This is a genomic window from Ensifer sp. MJa1 (assembly GCF_037026475.1).
Lineage (GTDB): Bacteria > Pseudomonadota > Alphaproteobacteria > Rhizobiales > Rhizobiaceae > Ensifer.
Genome location: NZ_JAKUMO010000005.1, coordinates 217,812 through 240,161, shown reverse-complemented (window position 1 = coordinate 240,161; position 22,350 = coordinate 217,812). Strand labels below are relative to the sequence as shown.

Annotated in this window: 18 protein-coding genes and 1 pseudogene; 2 read left to right on the top strand and 17 right to left on the bottom strand. The window is 62.0% G+C overall.

Going from position 1 to position 22,350, the window contains the following annotated elements:
• Positions 1-2: 2 nt before the first annotated feature.
• The 15 genes from MKZ91_RS09630 to MKZ91_RS09560 all read right to left on the bottom strand — a co-directional run bounded on the left by MKZ91_RS09630 (position 3) and on the right by MKZ91_RS09560 (position 18,101).
• Positions 3-1,094, bottom strand: coding sequence for an ABC transporter ATP-binding protein (locus MKZ91_RS09630; protein ID WP_336170404.1), 1,092 nt, complete (start codon positions 1,092-1,094; stop codon positions 3-5).
• An 85-nt stretch (positions 1,095-1,179) separates the two neighbouring features.
• Complete coding sequence (locus MKZ91_RS09625) at positions 1,180-2,634, bottom strand: ABC transporter substrate-binding protein (protein ID WP_336170402.1); 1,455 nt, start codon at positions 2,632-2,634, stop codon at positions 1,180-1,182.
• Positions 2,635-2,674: 40 nt separating this feature from the next.
• A complete protein-coding gene (locus MKZ91_RS09620; RefSeq protein ID WP_336170400.1) occupies positions 2,675-3,703 on the bottom strand; it encodes a carbohydrate ABC transporter permease in 1,029 nt (342 codons plus the stop codon).
• A complete protein-coding gene (locus MKZ91_RS09615; RefSeq protein WP_336170398.1) occupies positions 3,700-4,575 on the bottom strand; it encodes a carbohydrate ABC transporter permease in 876 nt (291 codons plus the stop codon). Before MKZ91_RS09615 ends, MKZ91_RS09620 begins: the two co-directional genes overlap by 4 nt.
• On the bottom strand, positions 4,572-5,504 hold the full coding sequence (gene rbsK / locus MKZ91_RS09610) for a ribokinase (protein WP_336170396.1): 933 nt from the start codon (positions 5,502-5,504) through the stop codon (positions 4,572-4,574). Before rbsK ends, MKZ91_RS09615 begins: the two co-directional genes overlap by 4 nt.
• 106 nt (positions 5,505-5,610) lie before the next feature.
• Positions 5,611-6,063, bottom strand: a complete 453-nt coding sequence (locus tag MKZ91_RS09605; protein WP_060518285.1) for an RbsD/FucU family protein — start codon at positions 6,061-6,063, stop codon at positions 5,611-5,613.
• Positions 6,064-6,256: 193 nt separating this feature from the next.
• Positions 6,257-8,641 (bottom strand): aldehyde dehydrogenase family protein, encoded by a 2,385-nt coding sequence (locus MKZ91_RS09600; protein ID WP_336170391.1) that lies wholly within the window; start codon positions 8,639-8,641, stop codon positions 6,257-6,259.
• Positions 8,642-8,646: 5 nt separating this feature from the next.
• Complete coding sequence (gene deoC, locus MKZ91_RS09595; protein ID WP_336170389.1) at positions 8,647-9,660, bottom strand: deoxyribose-phosphate aldolase; 1,014 nt, start codon at positions 9,658-9,660, stop codon at positions 8,647-8,649.
• A 178-nt stretch (positions 9,661-9,838) separates the two neighbouring features.
• A complete protein-coding gene (locus MKZ91_RS09590; RefSeq protein ID WP_336170387.1) occupies positions 9,839-10,570 on the bottom strand; it encodes a DeoR family transcriptional regulator in 732 nt (243 codons plus the stop codon).
• A gap of 226 nt (positions 10,571-10,796) precedes the next feature.
• A complete protein-coding gene (locus MKZ91_RS09585) occupies positions 10,797-12,599 on the bottom strand; it encodes an aminopeptidase P family protein (RefSeq protein WP_336170385.1) in 1,803 nt (600 codons plus the stop codon).
• A 25-nt stretch (positions 12,600-12,624) separates the two neighbouring features.
• The gene (locus tag MKZ91_RS09580) at positions 12,625-13,641 is read right to left on the bottom strand and encodes an ABC transporter ATP-binding protein (protein ID WP_336170383.1); all 1,017 of its coding nucleotides are present in this window, start codon (positions 13,639-13,641) and stop codon (positions 12,625-12,627) included.
• On the bottom strand, positions 13,638-14,651 hold the full coding sequence (locus MKZ91_RS09575; RefSeq protein WP_336170381.1) for an ABC transporter ATP-binding protein: 1,014 nt from the start codon (positions 14,649-14,651) through the stop codon (positions 13,638-13,640). Before MKZ91_RS09575 ends, MKZ91_RS09580 begins: the two co-directional genes overlap by 4 nt.
• Position 14,652: 1 nt before the next feature.
• Positions 14,653-15,522, bottom strand: coding sequence for an ABC transporter permease (locus MKZ91_RS09570; protein WP_336170379.1), 870 nt, complete (start codon positions 15,520-15,522; stop codon positions 14,653-14,655).
• Positions 15,519-16,460 (bottom strand): ABC transporter permease, encoded by a 942-nt coding sequence (locus MKZ91_RS09565; RefSeq protein WP_336170377.1) that lies wholly within the window; start codon positions 16,458-16,460, stop codon positions 15,519-15,521. The genes MKZ91_RS09570 and MKZ91_RS09565 overlap by 4 nt, the downstream gene beginning before the upstream one ends.
• 63 nt (positions 16,461-16,523) lie before the next feature.
• Complete coding sequence (locus MKZ91_RS09560) at positions 16,524-18,101, bottom strand: ABC transporter substrate-binding protein (protein ID WP_336170375.1); 1,578 nt, start codon at positions 18,099-18,101, stop codon at positions 16,524-16,526.
• Between the two features lie 227 nt (positions 18,102-18,328).
• On the opposite strand from MKZ91_RS09560, the gene MKZ91_RS09555 reads away from it, so the two are divergent.
• Positions 18,329-18,949: a helix-turn-helix domain-containing protein gene (locus MKZ91_RS09555; protein ID WP_336170374.1), complete on the top strand. Its 621-nt coding sequence runs from the start codon at positions 18,329-18,331 to the stop codon at positions 18,947-18,949.
• 57 nt (positions 18,950-19,006) lie between these two features.
• Here MKZ91_RS09555 and MKZ91_RS09550 read toward each other — a convergent pair whose 3' ends face one another.
• Positions 19,007-20,038 (bottom strand): trans-3-hydroxy-L-proline dehydratase, encoded by a 1,032-nt coding sequence (locus MKZ91_RS09550; RefSeq protein ID WP_336170373.1) that lies wholly within the window; start codon positions 20,036-20,038, stop codon positions 19,007-19,009.
• A gap of 307 nt (positions 20,039-20,345) precedes the next feature.
• Between MKZ91_RS09550 and MKZ91_RS09545 the strand changes: the two are divergent.
• Positions 20,346-20,563: pseudogene (locus MKZ91_RS09545) on the top strand (IS66 family transposase); the annotation flags it as partial.
• A gap of 313 nt (positions 20,564-20,876) precedes the next feature.
• Here the strand turns inward: MKZ91_RS09545 and MKZ91_RS09540 are convergent.
• Entirely contained in the window at positions 20,877-22,310 is a 1,434-nt protein-coding gene (locus MKZ91_RS09540) for a Fic family protein (RefSeq protein ID WP_336170371.1), read from the bottom strand.
• Positions 22,311-22,350 lie beyond the last annotated feature (40 nt).

The window sequence follows — 22,350 nt, the reverse complement described above, 5'->3', positions numbered from 1 at the left end:
GATTAGCGGCCGATCGACTTGCCGGTTTCCTTCAGGAAGAAATGCATCTTTTCCGCTTCGATCGGCACCTCGATCTGATCGTCAGGGCCGATGCGTGACGCTGCGTGAACCTGTGCGGTGAAAGCGCCTTGTCCCACCCTGCCGAGCGCCAGCGTGTGCGGCCCTAGCGGCTCGACGTCACGCACGGTGAGCTTCACGGTCGGCGCAAGAGCGTCCGTCGCCATCGTATGCTCAGGACGAATGCCGAGCACAACGTCCTTGCCGGCAAAGGCGCCGAGCTTTTCCGCCCGGTTCTGCGGAACCGCAATTGCAACATCGCCCTCCGCCCGGAACGTCAACCCGCCATCGCCACGCTCGAGCCGGCCCTCGATGAAGTTCATGCTCGGCGCGCCGATGAAGGCGGCGACGAAGAGATTGGCCGGAGCTTCGTAAAGCGTGATCGGATCAGCCGCCTGTTCGATACGACCCTGGTTCATGACGACGACGCGGTCAGCCATCGTCATCGCCTCCACCTGGTCGTGCGTGACATAGACGGCCGTCGTCTGAAGACGCCGGTGCAACAGCTTGATTTCCGTCCGCATTTCGATGCGCAGCTTCGCATCGAGATTGGACAGCGGCTCGTCGAACAGGAAGACATCCGGCTGGCGCACGATCGCCCGGCCGATCGCCACGCGCTGGCGCTGGCCGCCGGAAAGCGCACTCGGCTTACGTGCGAGGTAAGCGCCGAGATTGAGAATGCGCGCCGCATCTGCGACCGCCTTATCGATCTCCGCCGCCGGCGTGCCGCGCACCTTCATGCCGTAGCCGATGTTTTCGGCAACCGTCATATGCGGATAGAGCGCGTAGTTCTGGAACACCATCGAGCAATTGCGCAGACCAGGCCTCAGATCAGTGACGTCGCGGTCGCCTATCCGGATCGAACCCGACGACGCGGTTTCGAGGCCGGCGATCATCCGAAGCGTCGTCGTCTTGCCGCAGCCGGATGGCCCGACGAGCACGACGAATTCGCGATCGGCGATATGAAGATCGAGCGGCGGAATGACCGTGACGTTCCCGAAGGACTTGGTGATCTGTTCCAGTCGGACCTGTGACATGCGAAAACCCTTGCTGCTGACGGTGCCCGGTCTCGCCCGGGACGTTAGGGCCCGCCCCGACCACCTCGGGGCGGGCGCGGTCTCGTTATTCCTGGGCGAGGCCCATCGACGCACGGTAGGCGGCAAGCTGCTTGTCGCGGCCAAACTCGTCGGTCAGCTTGTTCCACTGCTCGGCGACGCTATCGAGCGCCTGCTGTGGCGTCACTTCGCCGGCAAGCGCCTTGGAAAGCTCGATCTCCAGCACTTCGGTGTAGGAGAAGTAGCCGGGCAGGCGCATGTCGAGCGCGATGTTCTTCGCGGTCACCGCCTCCTTCTGCGCGCCGAGATATTCCTTCGCCTCCCGCTCGGAGAAGATCTTCGACCAGAGATCGAGATTGGTCGTGTGCGAGATGCGATAGGGGTTGACGCCCGTGCCGCCGGTGATCGCCGCCTGGCCGGAGACGGCTGGGCTCGTCAGGTACTGGATATAGTTCCAAGCTGCTTCCTGCTTCGTCGAGGTCGCCGGAACCGCCGCCTGCCAGCCGCCAAACGCCATGAAGGAGGTCTGGACGACATGGTCAAACTTGTCCCATTTCTTGGTCTTGTAGTTCCAGATCTCGTCCGATCCCGGCAGCGGCGCCGAGCCAACACTGCCGGCAACCTTCGACTGCTTCGGGTCGGCGCCGATAACGCCGGTGTCGCCCCAGCCGATCGATTCTGCCACCTGACCACCGGCAAAGGCGGCGTTCACTTCGCCGAAGGAGAAGTTGAGCGCATTGGGCGGTGCGAGCTTGGACGCGCGGATGTATTCCTCAAGGCCGCGAACCCAGCCGGGATTGTTGACCTGGGCGTCCATTGTCTCCGGATTGAAGAACATGGCGCCAGGATTGTCCGGATGGCTGGTATAGCCGGCGACGTGGCTGAACAGGAACCAGAACTGCTGACCGCCGCGGCGGAAGGCTTCGGCCGTGCCCCAGAGGTTGTTCGTCGGCTGGTTGAAGTATTCGGCGATGTCGAGGTACTGCTTCCAGGTCTTCGGCGGAGCGAGGTCGTATCCGTACTTTTCCTTGAAGGCCTTCTGGTTGTCGGCATTTTCGAAGAGATCGATGCGGTAGCTATAGGTATGGGCGTCGCCGTCCATCGTCTGTGACAGGACCTTGCCGTTCCAGACCATCAACTGCTCGCGGTAGACCGGCGCGATGTCGTCCCAATCGGCGCCCTTCTGCATATCCGCCGGCATTTCCGACAGGAAGTCGGTAAAGTCGGGCGCCCAGGCCGGCGCAAAGGCGATGACGTCGAACGCGTCTTCGCCCGAGGTCAGCGACGTCACGATCTTCGGATAGAGTTCCGACCAAGGGAACTCGACGACCTTGACCTTGCCGCAGGTCTTTTCCTCCCAGCCCTTGGCCGCAAGCTGCAGCGCCGAAGCGATATAGGGGCCGGTCTGTGTCGTCGCGGTCAGTTCGACGCCGGTGTAATCCGGATCGCAGGCAAGCGCCGTTCCAGCACTCCCCATTACCAGTGCGCCGAGGGATGCAGATGCCAGTAGCAGTTTCCTCATTCTATCCTCCTGTTGAATGAATTCATGCCAAAGCGGTTGATTATTTGATCGCTCCCAGAAGCAGGCCGGAGCGCATGAGCCGGCTCAAAAGCCCGGCCATGACCATCATCGGAATGATGGCGACAAGGGCGGCAGCGGAAATCGCCCACCATTCGTCGCCGCGCTGGCTGTTCTGGCCGGCAACGAGAATGGGCAGCGTCTGCCACTTGGAATTGGTCAGGAACAGCGCAAACAGAAACTCGTTCCACACGAACGCAAGCGTGATCATGAAGGTCGCGATCAGCCCCGGCTTCGACATCGGCAGCACGATACCGAAGAAGATCCGCCAGGACGGCACATTGTCGACCATCGCGGCTTCCTCGACCTCGACCGGCAATGCCTCGAAGAAGTCGCGCATCAGCCAGATGACGATCGGCAGCGAGAAGGCGATGTAGGCGAAGGTCAGGCCGATGTAGCTGTCGACCAGCTTGAAGCCGAGCTTGCCCATTTCAGTGTACATCAGGTAGAGCGCGAAGGCGGCGACGATCGGCGGAAACATGCGCTGGCTGACGAACCAGAAGACGATGTCGTTGTTGCCGAGTTCCGGTCCGGGAAGACAGAAACGGCTGGAAATCACCGCAAGTGCAAGTGCTGCAACGAAAGAACAGATCAGCGATATGCCCTGGCCGTAGCCAAGCATATGGCGCCCGAGCAGAAAGCCGCCAAAGGCGATGACCACGAAGATCAGTGCCGAGAGCAGACGGAAGCGGAAGGTGAAGCGCACCAGCGCATAGGCCGCCATGGCGCCGATGAAGGTCGCGGCGATCGACGCCGAAAGGCCAATGATCGTCGACGCCCAGAAGGTGCTGAAGAACTGGCCGCGCTGGCCAGACAGAAGCTCGCTCCAGGCGGTCAGGCTCGGCTCGAAGTCGACGAATGGCAGATAGGTCGGGCCACCGACGACGGCGATCGGCGTCTTGAACGAGGTGATCAGCACCCAGTAGAGCGGGAAGAAGGTGATGGCGAGCCAGGCGAGGCAGCCGCCGAGCGCCAGCCAGCGCCGTTTTCCCTTGAGAGTGCGCACGCTCATTTGTGCTTCTCCAGATAGGGCTTGAGGACCGCGAGATAGACGAGGCCGATGACGGTGATGACGATCAGGAACAGGAAGGAGAGCGCCGAGGTGTAGCCGAGATTGAACTTCTTGAAGCCCTCCTGATAGGCAAAGAGCGTCAGCGTCTCAGTCGAGATTCCCGGCCCGCCGCCGGTCATGACGAAGACGGTGTCGATGATCTTGTAGCTCTCGATCAGCCGGATGAAGACGACGGCGACCGATATCGGCAAGAGCATCGGAAAGGTGATGTCGCGGAACTGCTGCCAGGGCGTGGCGTTTTCGAGGGCTGCCGCCTCATAGACATCGTCAGGCAGCGTCTGCAGCCCGGCCAGCAGCATCAGGATGACGAAGGGTGTCCATTGCCACACCTCGACCGCGACGATCGAGCCGAGCGCCCAGCTCGTCTGCGTGAGAAACGGCAGGTTGGGAAATCCGAGCGCGGTCATCACCTCGTTGAGCGGCCCCATTGTCGGATTGAGCACCTGGCGGGCGATCAGCGCGACGGCGACCGGCGCGACCAGCATCGGCAGGAGAAAGCTCACCCGGAAGATGCCCTCGCCCGGCACCTTTGAGTTCAGCGCCAGCGCCACCGAAAGACCGATGACATATTGCAGCCCGACGGAGATGACGGCGATCAGCGTCGTCGTTCCCGCCACATGCCAGAAGCGTGGGTTCTGCAGGAGGTCGAGATAATTGCCGAAGCCGACGAAGCGCGCCGGCGTCGGTGGCACCAGCCGCATGCTCATGAAGCTGGTGGTCAGCGAATAGACGAGCGGGAAGATCGAGATCAGAAGCACGATCAGCAACGCCGGCCAGATGAAGAAGTGCTTGATCGGATCGTTGCGCGTCATGCGGCCAGCCCTTTTGCAAGCAGCGCCTCGATCTCGACAAGCGTTGGCATGGCCGGCGCCGTGCCGCGGCGGGTCACGGCGATGCCGGCCGTGGCGCAACCGAAGCGCACCGCGTCGACCGGCGAAAGATCCCGCGCCAGCGCTGCCGAGAAGCCGCCGACGAAGGCGTCCCCTGCCCCGGTCGTATCAATCACCGGACCGCTCGCGATTGCGGGCACCAGCACCGATTGTTGGTGGTTGTGGTAAAGGACGCCGCGTTCGCCGAGCGTGATCAGCGCCGTCTTGGCGCCCTTTTTCAGGAGCACGTCACCGGCACGGCGAATGTCGTCCTCCGAAGAAAGTGCGAAACCGACGATTGCTGCTGCTTCGGTTTCATTCGGCACGAGATAATCGCAGAGCGGATAGATCGCGTCCGGGAAGGGTTCGGCCGGCGCCGGATTGAAGACGGTGATGACGCCGGCCGTATGCGCGATCTCGAGCGCGCGCTGCGCGGCCGCCACCGGCTGCTCCAACTGGGTGACGAAGATGCGCGAACTCTCGATCGTCTCCCGGGCAGCCTCGACATCGTCGACGCCGATCGAGCCGGCGGCACCCGGATAAACGATGATGGCGTTTTCACCGTTCTGGTCGTTGACGTAGATGAAGGCGGCACCCGTCGGCAGATCGTCCATCTGCACGATCTTCGGCGTCACACCGGCTTCCGCGTAGGTGCGCAGCGCCATCTCGCCAAAGGTGTCGCGGCCGAGCTTGGAGATGAAGGAAACCGGGCTGCCTGCGCGTGCCGCAGCCACCGCCTGGTTCGAGCCCTTGCCGCCGGGGCCGACGGAGAAACCGCTGCCGGTAATCGTTTCACCGACAACCGGCATGCGCCGCGCCAGATAGGCCGTGTCGGCAACGAAAATGCCAAGGATGGAAACGCCAGTCTTCATTCAAGCCTCCCCCTGCGACCGCACCGCAGGAACGGTGTGCCCAGGCAATCTCTCGCGATTTCATGTGTGGTCTGGCGCCAACGCGGCGGCCGCGCAGGCGTGTCGCTCAGGTCTTGGGCGGAATGACGCCCTTGGTGAACAGGAAGCAGCCGTAGAAGCGCGTCTCACCCGTGGTGATAACGCAATAGGCCTTCTTGGCTTCCTCGTAGAACTTGAAGCGTTCGATGCCGTACATCGGCGCCGACTTGCCCTCGGCGCGGTCGATCACGGCCTGGACTTCCTGCTGCACCGGCAGAACTTCATCGGGAGCGCCCATCACCTCCATTCGGCCAGCGGAAGGCTGCAGTGGCGTATCGAGCGGCAGCACCGAAAGCACCGCTTCGACGGCGCGCGCCGCCGAGACATTGTCGATGCGCAGCAGTGTGCCGAGCGTCGTCTTGCGGGCGATGGCATCGGACGGAAAATTGGTATCGGAAATGACCAGCGTGTCGCCATGCCCCATGGATCTGAGTGCGTGCAGCACATCAGCGTTGAGGGCGGGGTCGATATTCTTCAGCATGCAGTCCTCCTCCAGACGCTGCCGTCGCGGCCGCGCCATATACGCTTGCTCTTGGGGCAAGCGCGTCTCCCAAACCGTACATTTCTCCATTGTGCGCGAGCCGGCTCCCCCCGCCTCGCGCCTCCATCAAGTTAGAGCGGGACGCGGGCGGAAAACCGCACGCACTTTTCCTCATCCCGCTCCCGACGACCCCCTACTCGCCGTAGGGGATCCAAATGTTCTTGACGTCGGTCGCACGACGCAGATAGGCGGGGCCTTCCGCAGCGTCGCGATCGAGCCAGTTGGTTGCCTTGCCGTAGTCGACGAAGGTGCGCTTCAGATTGCCGACCGAGAGCTTCTCGACGAGAGTCGATAGTTCCTGCGTGCCGAAAGCCCAGACGGCATCGACGTCATTGTGGCTTGCAAGCGTCTTCGCCAGTTCCACCGCCGAACCTGTGACGATGTTGACGACGCCGGCCGGAACGTCAGACGTCTCCAAGACCGTGTAGAAGTCGGTCACGGCCAGCGGATGCGGCTCGCTTGGCACGACCACGACGCGGTTGCCGGTGGCAATCAGCGGCGCGACGAGGCTGATCATGCCGAGAAGCGGTGCTTCCGGCGGGCAGATCACGCCGACGACGCCGATGGCCTCGGGTATGGCGAGTGCGACGCCGCGCAGCGGTGGCTGGTGGATGGCGCCCTCGTACTTGTCCGCCCAAGCACCGTAGGTGAAGAGGCGGGCAATCGAGGCTTCGACCTCCGCCTTGGCGTTGGCCGCAGAGGCACCGGTCATGGCGGCGATGCGGTCGGCGAACTCGTCGGCGCGACCGCTCAAGTTCTCGGCGATATAGTAGAGAATCTGCGCGCGGTTGTGGGTCGTTGCCGAAGCCCAGCCAGATGCCGCTTGTGCCGCGACCACGGCGTTGCGTATGTCCTTGCGGTTGCCTTCGCCGACCTCGCCCAGCACCTTGCCCTTGGGCGAAAGCACGTTGCGGTTATAGTTACCGTCAGGCCGCGCCTGCTTGCCGCCGATGAAGAGCTTGGCCGTACGGTCGACCGTCGGCATGGCGAAATCACCGGCGACCGGTTTCAGCGCGGCCTCGGCAACGGCAGGGCGCGGCTTGCGGCCGAGCCATGCCTTCGGCTTCAGATACTCGTAGCAGCCCTCGCGACCACCCTCACGGCCGAAGCCGGACTCCCGCTTGCCGCCGAACCCGGCCGACGCATCGAAGAGATTGGTTGAATTGACCCAGACGACGCCGGCGGCGAGCTTGGCCGCCACGTGCAGCGCGAGACCGATGGTTTCGCTCCAGACGCTGGCGGCAAGGCCGTAGCACGTGTGGTTGGCAAGCTGGATCGCCTCTTCCGGGGTGCGGAATGTCATCGAGACGGCGACCGGTCCGAAGATTTCTTCGGTTGCGACGATCGAGGTCGGCTGCACGCCGGTCAGAAGCGTCGGCGGATAGAAGCTGCCGCCCTTCGGCAACTCGATCTTCGGCTGGTGCAGTGCCGCACCTTCGGCGACACCCTTGGCAACGAGGCTTTCGATACGCTGCAACTGCACCGGGGCGATGATTGCCGCCATGTCGATCGCCTTGTCGAGCGGATGGCCGACACGCAGCGTCTGCATGCGGCGCTTCAGCCGCTCGTAGAAAAGGGGTGCTACACCTTCCTGCACGAGGATGCGCGAGCCGGCGCAGCAGACCTGGCCCTGGTTGAACCAGATGGCGTCAACCACGCCTTCGACGGCGCCGTCGATATCGGCATCGTCAAAGACGATGAAGGGTGACTTGCCGCCGAGTTCGAGCGTCAGCGACTTGCCGGTGCCGGCGGTGCGCTCACGGATGAGGCGGCCGACTTCGGTCGAGCCGGTAAAGGCGATCTTGTCGATGTCCGCATGCTCGACGATCAGCGCACCGGTCTCGCCCTCACCGGTGACGACGTTGAGTACGCCGGCAGGCAGGCCGGCAGCGGCGGCGAGTTCCGCAAAGAGCAGCGCCGTCAGCGGCGTGAATTCGGCCGGCTTCAGGATGACCGTATTGCCGAGCGCCAGAGCCGGCGCGACCTTCCAGGCAAGCATCAGGAACGGGAAGTTCCACGGGATGACCTGGCCGACGACACCAACCGGCACCTGATCGGCAAACTCGGTTTCCTGCAGCTGCGCCCAGCCGGCGTGGTGGTAGAAATGGCGGGCAGCGAGCGGCACGTCGATGTCGCGGGTTTCGCGGATCGGCTTGCCGTTGTCGATGGCCTCGACCACGGCGATCAGGCGCGCGTGGCGCTGGATCATGCGGGCGAGCGCATAGAGATGGCGGGCGCGGGCATGGCCCGGCAGCTTCGCCCAGGCGCCTTGCGCCTTGCGGGCGGCGGCAACGGCGTCGTCCACGTCCTTGGCGCCACCGAGCGCAATCTTGGCCAGCAGCTTGCCGGTTGCCGGCTCGTTCGTCTCGAAGGTCTTGCCCGAAGCGGACGCCACGAATGCGCCGTTGATGAAGTGGCCGAATTCGCCCTTGTGACGAGCCAGCCACTGGCGTGCTTCGGTGTCGGCTTCCGGTGCTGGACCATAGGACATTTCGTCAAAATACCTTGCGACAGTCATCGGGATCATCCAATCGGGTGTCGGTTGAGGGCCGAGTAGGCGCCGGTCACGTGATGCTCGAGTTGGCGCTCGATGTCGGCAAGCAGGCTCGATGCGCCGATGCGGAAGAGATCCGGCTCGAGCCATTCACGACCGAGCTCGTCCTTCATCAGGAACTGGTAGTTTAGAATGTCCTTGGCCGCCGAAATGCCGCCGGCAGGCTTGTAGCCGACCTTGAGGCCGGTCTGCTCCTGATAGGCACGGATCATGCGCAACATCACGAGCGTCACGAGCAGCGTGGCGTTGACGCCTTCCTTGCCGGTCGAGGTCTTGATGAAATCGGCACCGGCCATCATGCAGACGAGCGAGGCGCGCGCGACGTTGCGCAGCGTCTTCAGGTCGCCCGTCGCCAGGATCGCCTTCACATGGGCATCGCCACAGGCAGCACGGAAGTCGCGCATCTCGTCATAGAGCGCCTGCCAGTTGCCGGTGAGCACATGCTCGCGCGTGATGACGATATCGATTTCCTTGGCGCCATCGGCGACCGAGGCTTCGATCTCGCGCAGCTTGACGTCATGCGGAATGAGACCGGCCGGAAAGCCGGTGGAAACGGCGGCAACCGGAATACCGGAGCCATCAAGCGCCTCGACGGCGGTCGAGACGAAACGATGATAGACGCAAACAGCGCCGGTGGTGATGCCGCGACCACCCATGCCAAGCGCATCGAGCAGGTCCTGGCGCACCGGCTGACGCGCCTTGGCGCAGAGGCGCTTGACGCGCTCCGTCGTATCGTCGCCATTAAGGGTAGTGAGGTCGATGCAGGTCACGGCTTTCAGCAACCAGGCGGCCTGCGCGTCCTTCTTCACCGTCCGCCGGCCGGGTAGCGTCGCCACGCGGCGCTCGGCGGCAGACAGATTGACGCGCTGGTCCAGCACCCAGCCGAGATCGAGATCGATGCCGTTGTTGCGCGGCCAGTTATGGCCTGCCGCAGGCGATTGCGCGGCTTTCACCGCGCCTGACTTCACAGCTAGGTCTTCCAAGCGATGGCTCCTTGAACTCCCTGTCACGGCATAACTCTACACCCAGGGCGCAGCCGTGGAGATCGTCAATTTTGTTATTTTTCTACCGATTTTTTGTGACTATTCCATCAAATATTGAAGGTGTCAAGCGAAGCGTGCGGATTTTGACGAATTCGTAATATTTTTGAGCGGACGATAATTACTGCGCCGGCACCAGGGTTTCACCCTCTTCGGTGATGACGGAGCGAAAGACATGAAGGGGCGCGAAGAACGCCGGCTTCAGCTTGCCGATCTTGCTCAAATCGATGACGAGATGGCTTTCACGCGCCAGCGAAATGACCTTCTGCTTCACCGACACCTCGTGGAAATGAACACAGGTCGCGCCCCGCCCCGGATCGACTCCGGCCGCCGAAAGGAAGGCCACGTTAATGCCGAGCGAATCGAGCGTCTCCAGTCCGGAATTGCCGGAAAAGGATGCCGATGACGGGTGATAGACGCCACCCAGCATGACGATCCGGACATTCGGTTTGCGTGTCAGCTTTTCCGCGACGTTCAGCGAATAACAGACTGCCGTTATTGAATAATTTTCCGGAATGAGCTCAACGAGATACTCGAGCGTGGTGCCGCAATCGATAAAGATCGTCTCATCCGGTCGAATGTGACGGGCCGCGTGCACACAGGCCTCGCGCTTGGCGGTCGCATGGCTGTCGGCTTCACGCGCGAGCTCATAGGGCGCATCCGGCTCCATCTCGCCTGCCGGAACGATGTGGCCGCCGAGGAAGGCGAACTGGCCGGGATTGTCGGCAACGTCGCGGCGAATGGTCATTTCCGAAACGCCAAGCAGGGCTGCAGCGTCGCGCAGATGCAAAACCCGTCGCCCGGAAAGGGCGTCGGCGAGTTGGATGATGCGGGCTGTCTTGCGGCTGACCATGGCTAAATCCGTGTCCGGAGCGTTCTGCCCGTTCTCCAAGTGCTGGAACAGGCTTTGTGAAATTTATCACAAATTGCATTCCGCAAGCAAGAGGACTCACATTGTTTGAGAAGCAGCCAAGATGGACATGGACTTAAAGTGGCTTAGCCACAAAACAAAGCGGCGGGCACCCGCCCGCCGTTCGATTGAATGGTCTTGTACACATCGCATAGGGAAACGGTACGGATCAGCCGCCTATCGGGACCGTCCGCTCCGCCAGCCAGGCCAAGCTTTCATTGTCGAGCAACTCGCCCACCTCCTGGGCGACGCGCCGGTGATAGGCGTCGATCCACTGCCGTTCGGCCGGCGTCAAGAGATCGAGGCCCGCCAAGCGCATGTCGATCGGGACCAGCGTCAGACTGTGGAAACTGAGGAAGCCATCGCCGTCATCCACCACCTCCACCTGGTTCTCGATGCGGATGCCGTAGGCACCGGCCTTGTAGTAGCCGGGTTCGATCGTCGTCACCATTCCCGGCGTCAACTCGATCTCGTTGACACGGCGATCGAAGCGCTGCGGCTGCTCGTGAACAGACAGGAAGTGGCCGACGCCGTGACCGGTGCCGTGATCGTAGTCGAGGCCGAGATCCCAGAGCGAGCGGCGGGCGAAGGCGTCGAGCTGGTGGCCATAGGTTCCCCTTGGGAACTTGAGCGTGATCATCGAGATCAGGCCTTTGAGCACGGCCGTGTAGGCGCGCCTGATCTCATCGCTGACCGGGCCAATCGCCGTCGTGCGCGTCGCGTCCGTTGTGCCGGTCAAGTACTGGCCGCCACTATCTAGTAGATAGACCCCGCCCCTCTTGATCGGCGCACTGGTCGCACTTGTAGCGGCGTAATGGCACATGGCCGCGTGGCCGTCGGCGGCCGAGATCGACCGGAAACTCGGCTCGACGAAGCTTTCGTCCATCTGCCGGTAGGCGAGAATGCGCTCCTCTGCCTCCAGTTCGCTGACGGGCCTGCCACTTGAATCCCGCTCTGCAGCGTTCCGTTCGAGCCAGGCGAAAAAGCGGACCCAGGCGGCGCCGTCAAGGCGGTGGCAATCGCGAAAGCCGGCAAGCTCCGTCGCGTTCTTGTGCATCTTGGCAAGCGTGATCGGGCTTCGCGCCAGCTGCACGGTGCCGCCGCCAGCGCGCGTCGCTCGGGCCGTCGCCGAAGGGGCGAAACCCGGATCGATCAATGCCGCGCGACCCGCAGCCATCGAGCGGACCCGCTCCAGCAACTGCCCCGGTTCGGCCATCGAGACGTCATCAAGCTCGAAGTCCGAGAGGTCGTTTGGCAGCTTGCGATGATCGACGAGCCACACCATCTTGCCGTAGCGATCAAAGATCAGGAAGGATTGCGGCATCGGGTTGAAGGCGACGTCGCGACCGCGAACATTGAGGAACCAGGCGATGTTGTCAGGCTGCGCCTCGATCAGGAGATCCACGCCCTGCTCCGCCAACATGGCGGCGATGCGGCGCTTCTTGTCAGCGACGCTTTCGCCGGAATAGGTGACGGGAAAGGCCATGATCTTGCCAAGCGGCTTTTCCGGTTGGTCAGTCCAGATCGCGTCGACAAGATCCTCCTCGACAGGCGCCCAGACGCCACCGGCGCCTTCCACCGCGCGACCGCAATCCGCGTCCCAGGTCGACGGCAGCAGCATCGCGTTGAAGCCGACGCGCTCGCCCTTGCGCAAATTGGTCCTCAGCCACGCCTTCAGCGGCGCATCGTAAAAGTGCTCGATTGCGAAGGTTTCCAGATCCACCTCGTCGCGCACCTGCACCTGGTAGCGGCCGTCGACGAAGATGGCGGCGCGATCACGCATGACGATCGCGACGCCGGCCGAGCCGGTGAAACCGGTAACGAAGGCCAGGCGATTATCGTGCGGCGCGCAATATTCGCCCTGGTGTTCGTCGAAACGCGGTACAACGTAACCGTCGAGCCCGGTTTCCTCAAGCTTGCGTCGCAGGGCGCCGATCCGGCCGGAGATGTCCGGCCTTGCTCTCGTATCCATGATGTCTTTCCTGTTGAGTGGTGTTTCAGGCGTCGCCGATCGTCTCGGCGAAATGGCAGGCCGTCATACCGGCGCCGACGGGGCGGAGTGCCGGCTTTTCTCGACGGCAGAGCTCGGTTGCATGCGGGCAGCGCACGTGAAAAGGACAGCCGGGCGGAATGGCGAGTGGGCTCGGCAGTTCGCCTGACAGCGCCGGTGCCTTGCGCCGTGCACCGGGATCGAGCGAGGGTGCCGCCGCCAGCAGCCCCTTGGAATAGGGATGCATCGGCTTCGAAAAAAGCGCCTCCGACGGACCGATCTCGACGATAGCACCGAGATAGATGACGGCGACGCGGTGCGAGACATGACGTACAAGGCGAAGGTCGTGCGCCACGAACAGCACGGTCAGCCCCAGTTCGTCCTGTAGCTCGATCAGCAGATTGACCACCTGCGCCTGCACCGAAACGTCGAGCGCCGAGACGAGTTCGTCGGCGACGAGACAGGTCGGCTCCAGCGACAGTGCCCGGGCGATACCGATCCGCTGGCGCTGCCCGCCCGAAAATTCGTGCGGATACTTATCCGCCGCCCCCTCGGGCAGCCGAACCAGATCCAACAGTTCGTCGACCCGTTTGTCGATCGCGGCCCCTTCGCGCATTCGATGTACCGATATCGCCTCTCTCAATGTATCGCGCACGGTCATGCGCGGGTTAAGCGAGGTGTAGGGGTCCTGAAACATCATCTGGACGCGCCTGTTATAGGCGCGCCGGCGCGCGCCCTTGAGGCCGACGACACTTTCGCCCTCAAACAGGATGTCGCCTGATGTCGGACGGTGCAGCCCGGCAATGAGCCGCGCGAGCGTCGACTTGCCGCAACCGGATTCTCCGACAATGCCCATCGTCTCGCCGGGCATGACGTCGAGATCAATGCCATTGACCGCTGAGACGACCTGCTGCGGGCGGCGGGCGAGCGTATCGGAGAGTGAACGTCGTTTCTCGAACTGGATCGATAGCGCACGGATCGAAAGCAACGGCGTTGTGCCTACCGTGGTCGGAATGGTGGTCATTGCGCCGCCTCCCGCGGTCCGAAATGCACTTGAGCATCCTGAAGATGATGGCAGGCCACCTGGCGCGACGAGCCGACCGCTTCGAGCGCAGGTCGACGGTCTCGACATTCGCGTCCCGCCACCGGACAACGGGCGCTGAAGGCGCAGCCGGGCGGAAGCGCGTTCAGCGCCGGTGGTGCGCCGGGGATTGAATAGAGCGGCGTCCTTGGCGCCACGTCGCGCGGGATCGAACGCAGCAGCCCGAGCGAATAGGGATGGCGGGCGTCGGCGATCACTTCCGCCGTCGTGCCGATTTCGCAAAGCCGACCGCCATACATCACAGCCACGCGGTCACAGGTTTCGGCAACGACGCCCATGTCGTGGGTGACGAGGATCACCGCCATCCCGAGATCGCGGCTGAGCGACTGGATCAGCCGCAGGATCTGGTCCTGGATGGTCACATCGAGCGCAGTCGTCGGCTCGTCCGCCAGCAGAAGCCTTGGGTTGGAGGCGAGCGCGATTGCGATCATCACCCGCTGCCGCATACCACCGGAGAACTCGTGCGGGAAATCGTCGAGACGATTGCGTGCGGCCGGGATGCCGACCAATTCAAGGAGCTCGATCGCCCGTGCTTTCCTCGCCCTGGCGTCGAGATCCGTATGGGCGACGAGGTTTTCCGAGATCTGCAGGCCGACCGTCAGCAGCGGATTGAGCGATGACATCGGCTCCTGGAAGATCATCGCGATTTCCCGGCCGCGGATACGCCGGAGCTGCGCCTCGGAGAGCGCCACAAGGTCCTGGCCCTTCCACAGGATTTCGCCGGCGACCCGACCACGCGGCCGGACAATGCCGAGGATCGAGCGCAACGTGATGCTCTTGCCGGAGCCGGACTCGCCGACAAGCCCAAGGATTTCACCCTGTCTCACCTGGAACGAGACGTTGTCGACCGCAACCAGCGGCCGCTCGCGCGTGCCAAACTCGGTGCGCAGGCTTCTAACCTCGAGCGCGATGGCTCCTTCTTTGATTGCCATATCAGCGCCCTTTCGGTCGAAGCAGGTCGGCGAGCGCGTCGCCAACAAGGCTGAAGCCGAGACCGGTCAAGACGATGGCGATGCCTGGCATCAGGCTCATCCACCAGGCGGTCATCAGGAAGTTGCGGCCCTCGGCGATCAACACGCCCCACTCGGCCGCCGGAGGCTGGGCGCCGAGGCCGAGATAGCCGAGTGACGAACCGAGCAGGATCGCGAGCGCCATGTCGGTCATCCAGTAGACAAGGATCGGCGAGATCGCGTTCGGAAGCAGATGGCGGAAGATGATGCGCCGGTCGGAATAGCCGAGTACGCGGCCGGCGGCTGCGTAGTCGTTCGCCTTCTGCGCCATGATTTCGGCGCGCGTCAGCCGGGCGTAATAAACCCAGTTCACCGCGGTGATCGCCACATACATGTTGACGAGGCCGGGTCCGAGCACTGCGACGATGGCGATCACGAGGACCAGGAAGGGGAAAGTGATGATCGCATCGACGCAGCGGCCGAAAATCACGTCGGCGATACCGCCGTAGTAGCCGACGAAGGCGCCGACGGTGAGCCCGATCAAAAGCGCGAAGATCGTCGCGAAGAAGGCCATCTGCATGTCGACGCGATAGGCCCAGATCACCCGCGAGAGCACGTCGCGACCGAAATTGTCGGTGCCGAAGGGGTGCGCGAGGCTTGGCCCCTGCTGGATCGCCTGAAGGTCGAAGGCGAGCGGATCGTAGGGCGCAAAAGCTTGCGGAAACAGCGCAAGCGCCAGCGACAGACCGAGTATGACGATGCCGACGACGAAAGACGGGCGGGTGAAGGCGCGGGCGAGGAAGGCAGCCAGCCGTCCCGGCTTCCGCGAATGAGATTGCGTGATGGCACTCATGATTGGCGAAGCCTCGGGTCGAGCCAGGACTGCACGACATCCGTCAGCAGGAAGACGACGGAGACGAGCACGGCGAAGGTGAGTGTCAGCCCCTGGATCAACGGATAGTCGCGAGCAAAGATTGCTTCCAGCATCAGCCGTCCGACGCCGGGAATGGCAAAGACGGTCTCCGTCACCAGCGTGCCGCTCATCAGGTTGCCGATCGAAAGCCCCAGCAACGTCACCGTGGAGACGAGCGCGTTGCGCAGCACATGCCGCGTCATGATGATGCGCGGCGATAGCCCCTTGGCCCGAGCGAACTGCACATAGTCGGCGTCGAGCACCTCGATCAGCGAGGCACGTAGATTGCGCAGGATGATCGCAGACGTATAGAGCGCGACGCTGAGCGCCGGCAGGATCAGGTGATAGAGATTGGCAAGAAAGGTCTTGCCGTAGCCACCAACCGGGAACCAGCGCAATTGCGCGGCAAGCACCGTCAGAAGTACGAGGCCGATATAGAAGACGGGCATCGAGAGCCCGACCTGGAACACACCGCGGATGGCGACATCGATGGGGCTGTTGACCCTGGATGCCGCGAGGAACGCCAGCGGCCCGGCAAGGATCACGGCGAGCACCACCGAATAGAGCGCAAGGAAGATCGTCGTCGGCAACCGCGCGAGGATGATCTCGCTGACCGGCGCCTTCAGCATGATCGAGCGGCCGAGATCACCTGTCAGCGTATTCTTCACAAAAACCAGGAACTGCACCGGCAGCGGCTGATCGAGACCGAGATTCTGCCGGATCTGTTCGAGCTGGGCATCGGTCGCCTTGGCCTCGGCCATGGCGATCGCCGGGTCGCCCGGCAAAAGACGCACGAGCAGGAAGATGAAGACCATCACCAAAAGAAACGTCGGGATGATCTGCAAAAGCCGCGCGATGAGATAGGAAAGTGAGGGCATGGTTCCAACCTTCAACGGAAAACCGGGCGGCTTGCCGCCCGGCTCTCTGGGACCGTTCCGCTATCAGTCGGCGCGCCAGGCTTCGGAGAAGTCGTTGGCGCCGAGCGGGGTTTGGACATAGCCCTCGATCGACTTCGAGACCGCGACGGCAAACGGCGTTTCGAACAGGAAGAGCAATGGCGCTTCTGCCGCATAGATCTCCTGCATGCGCTTGTACTCATCCTTGCGCTTGGCAGGATCGGTCTCGGCGTTGGAGGCCTCGAACAGCGTGTTGAACTCCTGGTTGTTCCAGCCGGTGCCGACGGCTTGGCGCTGTTTGTAGTAGCCGAGCCAGCCGGTGACCTGCGCCGGGTCGTTGACGTCGTTGGCCCAGCCATAGGTATGGATGTCGAAATCGCCGGAACGGTTCTTCTCGCCGCGGGTCGGGTTGTCGACCTGCTCGACCTTGAGATTGACGCCGAGCGGCGCCCACATCTGCTGCAGGGCGGTAAACAGCGTCGCATCGTCTGCGCTGCCGGCAAGCGTCGTGAGCTTCACCTCGAAACCACCGCTGAGGCCGGCTTCCGTGAGCAACTGCTTGGCCTTTTCCGGGTTGTACGGATAGAGCGGCTCCGGCCCGTAGTGCAACTGGGTCGCGGCCGACATCAGCGAGGTCATCGGCTTGCCGGTGTCGAAGGTAACGAGCTTGATCAGCACGTTCTTGTCGGTCGCATAGTTCAGCGCCCGACGCACCCTAGCGTCGGCAAGCGGGTTCTTCTCACCGTCCTTCTTCGCCTCGCGCGTGTTGATCGGCGCGTAGACGATACGGGTCGAGGGAAAGAGTTCCATCTTCAGGTTCGGATCGGCGCCCAGTTCACCGACACGCGCGAAGGGAATGAACTCGGCCGCATCGACTTCGCCCGCCTGAAGCTTGAGGATGCGGGTGGCGTCATCGGGGATGACCAGGAACTCCACCCGGTCGAGATAGGGCAGCGGCTTGCCATCCTCGCCCTGGCGCCAGTAGTTCGGGTTGCGCCCGAAACTCATGCTCGAGCCCTGCACATGGCTCTTCATGACGAAGGGACCTGATGTCACCGGTCCGGCGGCAAAGAAGGCGCGTGCTTTCTCCTGATCCGTCGCACCGGCTGCCTTTTCGAAGGCTGCCTTCGGCATGATGCCGGTATTGAAGGTCGCAAGGATTGAAATGATCGTCGGATCAGGGTTCTTCAGCGACACGGTGATCTTGTTGCCGTCAGCCGTCACCTTGTCGACCGCGCCGAGCAAGCCGGCCCAGGGGCCGAGGTTTGCGTCGCGGGCCCGGTCGAGCGAGAAGACGACGTCAGCACCTGTCAGGTCGGAACCATCTGAAAACTTGAGGCCGCTTCTGAGCGTCAGCGTGATGGCTTTGCCGTCGGGCGAGACTTCGTGTGCCTCTGCAAGACCGGGTACGATCGAACCATCGGGACCGTTGCGCAGCAGCGTTTCATAGAGACCGTTCACCATCCACAGATCGGGGTTGCGGTCCGCATAAACGGGATCGATGACGGTCGAATCGTCATAGCGCGCAAACGTCATCGCGCCGCCGCGCTCGATCGCGAATGCCGAGGTGGCCGCAAGCAGCCCAAGCGTCGCGCCGAGCATGATAGGCAATATACGTTTCATCTCACTCCTCCTTTGTTCGCAGCCGCCATCGATCGCGCGTCACGCACATAAATTGGATATTGGATCCAATTTTTCTTAGTGATTTTTGCCGCCGACGGATTGCCGTGAAAGCGTTCTTGTAGTTCCCCTTATCAAGAAGGCGCAGCGTCCGATCTGATCGGCTTGCCGAACCAACTTTAGTTGGACTAAAGTACATCGATAGACGCGAGTCAAGCGGAAAGAAAATCATGCCCGTGAAGATTGACGAGGCGCCAGAGAAGACCACAGGCGCCTCCCTCCCCGAAGCCCAGACCACAGCATCGCTCGGACAGATGCTGCGCGCTCGCCGCAAGGAAATCGGCAAGACCATGAAGGATGTCGCGCGGGAGGCAGGCCTGACCGAAGGCTTCATCAGCCAGATCGAACGCGGCATTTCCACCCCGTCACTGATCTCGCTCTACAACGTCGCCAACGCACTCGGCACCAGTGTCGATACGTTCTTGTCACAGCCACCGCAGCATGGGCATTCAATGGTGTCGCACGCCGGTGAGCGCCCCGGCTACAATGTCGAGACGAAGGAACGCGTCTACGAACTGATCGAACGCGGTTTCCCCGGCGCGGCCCTCAACGGCTGCATCACGCACATGCCGCCGGGATACGCGTCCGAGTTGACGAGCCACGAAGGCGAGGACTTCCTCTATCTGATCGACGGCGAGATGCTCTACGAGATCGACGGCAAGGAATATCTCTTAAAGGCCGGCGATACCCTGCACTTTCCCGCCTCGCTCCCGCATCGCGCCCGCAATGTCGGCACCGGGCCGGCCCGCGAACTTTGGGTCGGCACGACGCGGATCATCAAGGAAAGCTAAGGCGGCCACGCCATTTCTGAATGCGGGCCGCACGGTGCGGCCCGCTCTACCCCCGCGTTACTGCTTGCGCGGCCACGTGTCGGCGAGCCGGTAGCCGGCCGGCCACGGGTCGGCGGGATCGAGCATCACCTGATGGGTGCCAGTGATCCAGGCGCGGCCCGAGATTTCCGGCACGATCGCTGGGCGGCCACCAACCGTCGTTTCGCCGACGATGCGGCAGTTGAACGTCGAATCGATGATGGAATGGCCGCTGAAGCGCTGGCCGACCTTCATCACGCCACGCGCGTGCAACACGGCCATGCGCGCCGAGCAGCCGGTGCCGGTCGGCGAGCGATCAAGCTTTGCCGGCTGGATCACAACGGTGTTGCGGCCATGCAGGACGCCGTCCTTCTCTTCGACCGGCAGCGTCAGCTGGCAGAAGGAGATGTGGTTCCACTCCGGGTTTTCCGGATGGGTGAAGCCAAGCTGTTCATTGGCCGCACGGGTAATCTTGATGCCCGTTTCGGCCAGTTCCCGCGCCTCATCCGGCGTCACGGAGAAACCAAGGGCGCGCGCATCGGTGATGACGAAGCTGTCGCCGCCATAGGCGGTGTCGACCGTGAGTGTGCCGAGGCCCTCGACCTCGAGCTTGGCGTCGAGCTTGTCGGCAAAGGACGGCACGTTGGTGACGGTAATGCGCTCGGCCTTGCCGCCGCGGCACTCGGCAACGACGTTGACCAGCCCGCCCGGCGCTTCCAGCACCATGCGTGTCTCCGGCTCCTGCATCGGCACGATGCCGCTGTCGAGCAGCACGGTCGAGACGCAGATCGAGTTGGAGCCGGACATCGGCGGCGTATCCTCGGGCTCCATGATGATGAAGCCCATCGTCGCGCGCGGGTCCTTCGGCGGCACGAGCAGGTTGATGTGGCGGAAGACACCGCCGCGCGGCTCGTTGAGCACGAAATTGCGCAGCGTCTGGTCTTCGGCGATGAACCGGCGCTGCTCCCAAAGCGTATTGCCGGGTGGCGGAGCGACGCCGCCGACGATCACGTCTCCGACCTCACCTTCTGCGTGGCAGGAAACGATGTGGACGACCTTGCTGCTGCGCATGCCTTTTTCTCCTTCAAGCGGCGGACGACGCCAGCCGCGCTCCTCATGCAATCCGATCTTGCGACCACCAATGCGTGAACGCGCTCGTGGCCGCGGAAAGGACTCATAGAAAAATTGGATCCAATATACAATCCGAAATTTCCAGGGAGTTTGTAATACGATGATGATGTAAAAAAAGTAGGCTGAAATTGCCCACGGCAAGCCGGAGCTTCCGCAAAAGAAGGCTCAAATTTCCCAAGGCAGAAAAGCGCTGATTTTCAAGAGGTTAGCGACGCCGTCGGTAAGATCGAAAGAGGAAGGTTCTCGGGTCCGAATTTTTGCAACCGGCAGAAAGAGTTGGCTGTTCAGCGATACGGTCGACGGTGCCAGGGCGAGCGCCGTCATCTGTAGCCTGACGCTGACCTGCCACGCCTGTGGCGTCGAGCCACTAGCTTGGCTGGGCCACGCTCTCTGCCTCAGCGCACCGAAGAAGCCGATATCGATTATCTGCTGCCCTTCAACTTCACCAAAACCGCTGCTGCCTGATCAGACCAGAAGCCTTCCAACTCGTAGGCGATCCGTCGAAATCGCCGGCGTCAACGTGCCGGGAAAATAGCGCTTACCAAAAAAGCTCAGTTTCGCGCCAGCCAAAGCGCTCAAGGACGCACTTAACAAATGACGCCGTTGAGGGTCCGACACTCTGGCCCTCGCCAAATCGACGAATGGTGGAGGCCGTTGTGAGGATGCTCTGCCCATTCCGGTGATCATCGAACTCCGCTTCTCGGCAGAGCAACCAAACAAGTCTGAAGACAAATTCGGCTCCTGCGGAGACATCCCCGCAGGAGTGAATGTTTGGGTGTCACGGGCTTGGCACGCCATTCTTACGTTGCCAGCCAGTTTCACCTGGCCTCGGCGGAGGCGGTGAGCTGACCAATTCTTCAATAAACTCCGCAAGTGGGCCGATTTTTTCGTTCTGGCTCGCCTCTTCCAGACAAGACATGTAACGATCACGTTGTTCAACGGGCACCACGGTCCAGGGAAGACGCGCTTCCGCCATCAAAGCGTTCATCAGAAAGCGGCCCGTCCGTCCGTTACCATCAGGGAATGGATGGATGTAGGTAAACAAGAATGGCGCAACGATCGCTTTCGCGAGAGGATTTGGTTCATCCTCGATACATTCAAACAGGGCATCCATCGCGTCGGAAATAGCGTGGGGAGGTAATGGCACGTGCGATGACCCACAGAGATAGACATTGTGGCTGCGGTAGCCTGCAAGTTGATATGCTTCAATGATGCCCGCCTGAACCGACGGCTGAAACATTGCACGGAACCAATCCTGATGTCGGTGGGCAAGCAACTCGCCCGACGGAGCGCCCTCTAGGATTTTACGGATATCGACTTTCACCTCCTCGAAGGCCATGCGATAGCCTTTCGCCGCCAAAGCATTTCTGGCGTCCGCGTCTCCTGCGTGTTGCTCGGGATTCCAGTCTCCGGATTGGACGCGTTCAATCAAATCTTCAGATACCTGATAACCCTCGATCGACAGCGAGTTGAGAGCGTCAGCGACATATCGCTCCTCGATATCGCTCATGTAACTGTCGATATCGTTGAAGCGAGTGCCTTCAACGTTCACGTTCTGAAAAGCGTCGTTGCTCATCTTCGCCCAGAGATTTTTGATCCGCGTCGCGGCAGGCGCGGCCGCACGTCGTTCGTCGAGGACCGCGTGGGCTTGGTCGTCGAAGGGGTTCTCTTCATTCGTAGTATACCCAGCCGATTGCATTGCAGAGAGAATCTGGTCGGCGTCTTTCGTCCTTCCGAGGTGGCGAAGCGCGCCGGCGATCCTCCCTGCAATTGTACTTTTCCGCTTGGAGAGAAGTACCCTTATTAGAGAAGAGGACCCGCGAATGGATCCGAGAACGGAGATAATGTCGGTTGCTGCTGTGGACCAAGTGTTTTTCGACAAATTGATCACGGTCTCTTCCTTCGAGAGAACCCGCATTCCACCATGAATTTCCGAATTATCGCCTTCCGGCACCCGCAACATGAAAATTGAGGTGTCACCAGGCATTTGGAGAACCTGATTGTTCGCTTGAGGACTGCGAACGACGATTTGTTGGGCAATCGACCAATTTTCGGCCCACAAAGAGACCGACGTTTCGGGAGAAAGCACCCATTGGGTTTCGAAACGGTCGTTGAGATATCGTTCGAGGAACTCCCAATAGACTGTGCTCCACGCGACATCGACACGGCGACGGTCAGAAGGTCTGGAGTTGACTGCGATCCAACCGTTCATAATGGGTTCGACGAACCCTGCGTTTGTCAAACGATCCCGA

Coding starts and splice junctions, on each gene's coding strand:
- MKZ91_RS09630 (WP_336170404.1), bottom strand. CDS start 1,094: ATGTCACAGGTCCGACTGGAACAGATCACCAAGTCCTTCGGGAACGTC.
- MKZ91_RS09625 (WP_336170402.1), bottom strand. CDS start 2,634: ATGAGGAAACTGCTACTGGCATCTGCATCCCTCGGCGCACTGGTAATG.
- MKZ91_RS09620 (WP_336170400.1), bottom strand. CDS start 3,703: ATGAGCGTGCGCACTCTCAAGGGAAAACGGCGCTGGCTGGCGCTCGGC.
- MKZ91_RS09615 (WP_336170398.1), bottom strand. CDS start 4,575: ATGACGCGCAACGATCCGATCAAGCACTTCTTCATCTGGCCGGCGTTG.
- rbsK (WP_336170396.1), bottom strand. CDS start 5,504: ATGAAGACTGGCGTTTCCATCCTTGGCATTTTCGTTGCCGACACGGCC.
- MKZ91_RS09605 (WP_060518285.1), bottom strand. CDS start 6,063: ATGCTGAAGAATATCGACCCCGCCCTCAACGCTGATGTGCTGCACGCA.
- MKZ91_RS09600 (WP_336170391.1), bottom strand. CDS start 8,641: ATGACTGTCGCAAGGTATTTTGACGAAATGTCCTATGGTCCAGCACCG.
- MKZ91_RS09590 (WP_336170387.1), bottom strand. CDS start 10,570: ATGGTCAGCCGCAAGACAGCCCGCATCATCCAACTCGCCGACGCCCTT.
- MKZ91_RS09585 (WP_336170385.1), bottom strand. CDS start 12,599: ATGGATACGAGAGCAAGGCCGGACATCTCCGGCCGGATCGGCGCCCTG.
- MKZ91_RS09580 (WP_336170383.1), bottom strand. CDS start 13,641: ATGACCACCATTCCGACCACGGTAGGCACAACGCCGTTGCTTTCGATC.
- MKZ91_RS09575 (WP_336170381.1), bottom strand. CDS start 14,651: ATGGCAATCAAAGAAGGAGCCATCGCGCTCGAGGTTAGAAGCCTGCGC.
- MKZ91_RS09570 (WP_336170379.1), bottom strand. CDS start 15,522: ATGAGTGCCATCACGCAATCTCATTCGCGGAAGCCGGGACGGCTGGCT.
- MKZ91_RS09565 (WP_336170377.1), bottom strand. CDS start 16,460: ATGCCCTCACTTTCCTATCTCATCGCGCGGCTTTTGCAGATCATCCCG.
- MKZ91_RS09560 (WP_336170375.1), bottom strand. CDS start 18,101: ATGAAACGTATATTGCCTATCATGCTCGGCGCGACGCTTGGGCTGCTT.
- MKZ91_RS09555 (WP_336170374.1), top strand. CDS start 18,329: ATGCCCGTGAAGATTGACGAGGCGCCAGAGAAGACCACAGGCGCCTCC.
- MKZ91_RS09550 (WP_336170373.1), bottom strand. CDS start 20,038: ATGCGCAGCAGCAAGGTCGTCCACATCGTTTCCTGCCACGCAGAAGGT.
- MKZ91_RS09540 (WP_336170371.1), bottom strand. CDS start 22,310: ATGAACGGTTGGATCGCAGTCAACTCCAGACCTTCTGACCGTCGCCGT.